Annotated in this window: 2 protein-coding genes; one reads left to right on the top strand and one right to left on the bottom strand. The window is 47.8% G+C overall.

Annotated elements, in window-relative coordinates; all coding sequences use genetic code 11:
- Positions 1–661: hypothetical protein (locus KDK19_RS04370; protein WP_257291405.1), on the bottom strand; the 661-nt coding region annotated here is incomplete at its 3' end.
- Between the two features lie 590 nt (positions 662–1,251).
- Between KDK19_RS04370 and KDK19_RS04365 the strand changes: the two genes are divergently transcribed.
- The coding region (locus KDK19_RS04365; protein ID WP_257287421.1) for a hypothetical protein at positions 1,252–1,907 on the top strand (656 nt) is incomplete at its 3' end.

Here is a 1,907-nt window from a genome sequence, read left to right as displayed (position 1 = left end):
AATGCAGAGATTGTTGAGGGCCTCCGTTACCATCGGCAGAGTCAGAATAAAGGAAGCTATCGAAAGAGCCTGTAGAGCGGGCGGTGGATTCCTGAGCATGCTGCCCCGATGACTCTGATGGCGGGCATTGTTGCTGGTTATTTCCAGAGCCGGGCATCGTAATGATGGCCGCCAGCGGGTGATCGTGACACGGCTCTTTTTGTGCTATCGAGCTAAACGACGGTGAGCACATACCCCAATAGCTCTTTAAAAGCCAACCGACAGCAAAAACCACCTCTAAAGGTAACCATGAATAAGAGGTGAAGCTGAGTGGGGTATTTTTGCTGGTAAGGATCAGTTGGTAACTCACCAGCAGATGATTGGCGTAAAGCCATGGCCACGAAATTGATTCAATGATAGTCGTTTGTAGCTCGCCACCGTCTAGTCTGCCTTGTTTCTCATCAGGCGGTAAATCTGATCCTGCATGGCCTTTTGCATAGGCAATGTCTGGCAAGGTGCCCGATAGTGTGTGTTGGTCAGGTTTTATGGAAAAGTTCTGATTTGGAAAATCTGCTTTCTGTTCAAGCTCAACACCAAAACGTCTTGTCAACGGTTGAGCCTGACAGACGACGGACAATGTCATTAGTAAGAGTGATGCTATAAAGAGTGAGTGCTTAATCATTCTACCCTTGCATTCTGGTGTACAGAGAGGAAGGATAGATCAAGAAAATAACTCAAGTTACGTAGCTCTGCAGGAGACAATTTCGTAACGAATCTTGATATAAAAGGGAGAGTGGTTACTTGCCAGCAGGTATAGCTGCAAGCTTATTAACTCAAGCTGAATGATTCCCGTCTTTGAGGATGTCGCAAAAGTAGCGAGCAAAGCTGAGACAAGGCAAGAGCTCCATGCCACTCCGGGCGAAGAAGCGCTTGAGACGTTTACGCCTGGTCACGGAAGCGTGCCCCACAGTTCGGGCAACATGGGACAGATTGACTGATCCCATCTGGATGAGGCCAAAAATAACCAGCACAATAAGGTCAATACGGGATTGAGCCAGCCAGAAGAGGTTTTAAAAGGCTTTGCCAGTGAATGGGTGTGTTGCACGAAAGGTGACTGCTGGTGGTAATGGGCTTGCAGAATACCTGCTATCCGCCACCTATTCACCCTTTCATATCAAGCTTTGTCTCGAAATTGTCCCCTACAGAGCTGCGTAACTTGCGTTATTTTCTTGATCTATCCTTCCTCTCTGTTCACCAGAAAGCAAGGATAGAATGATTAAACACTTACTCTTTACAGCACCATTGTTACTCATGACATTGTCCGTCGTTTGTCAGGCTCAACCGCTGGCAAGACGTTTTGTTGTCGAGCTTGAACAGAAAGCAGGTTCTCAAAACCAGAACTTTTCTATAACACCTGACCAGCATCCACTGCCGGGCAAACTGTCAGACATTACCCACACAAAAGGCTACGCAGGATCAGATTTACACCCTGATGAGAAACAAGGCAGATTAATCGGTTGCGAGCTAAAAACGACCCTCATTGAATCAATTTCGTGGCCATGGCTTCACGCCAATTATCTGCTGATGGGTTACGAGCTTATCCTGACCAGCAAAAATACCCCACTCAGCTCCACCTTATACTCATGGCTACCTGTAGAAGTGGTTGTCGCTGTCGGTTGGCTTTTAGAGAGTTATTGGAATATTAACTCACCGTCGTTTAACCCGATAGCACAAAAAGAGCTGTGTCAGGATCACCCGCTGGCGGCCATCATTACAATGCCCGGCTCTGGAAATAAGCAGCAACAACGCCCTCCATCAGAGTCATCGGGGCAGCACGCTCAGAAAGCCACTGCCCGCCCGGCAGGCTCTTTCGATAGCTTCCTTTATTCTGACTCTGCTGATGGTAACGGAGGCCCTCAACAATCTCT

The organism is Endozoicomonas sp. ONNA1 (assembly GCF_024606325.1).
GTDB lineage: Bacteria > Pseudomonadota > Gammaproteobacteria > Pseudomonadales > Endozoicomonadaceae > Endozoicomonas_A.
The sequence above is the reverse complement of the archived record's forward strand: the minus strand, read 5'-3'. Positions and strand labels throughout refer to the sequence as shown.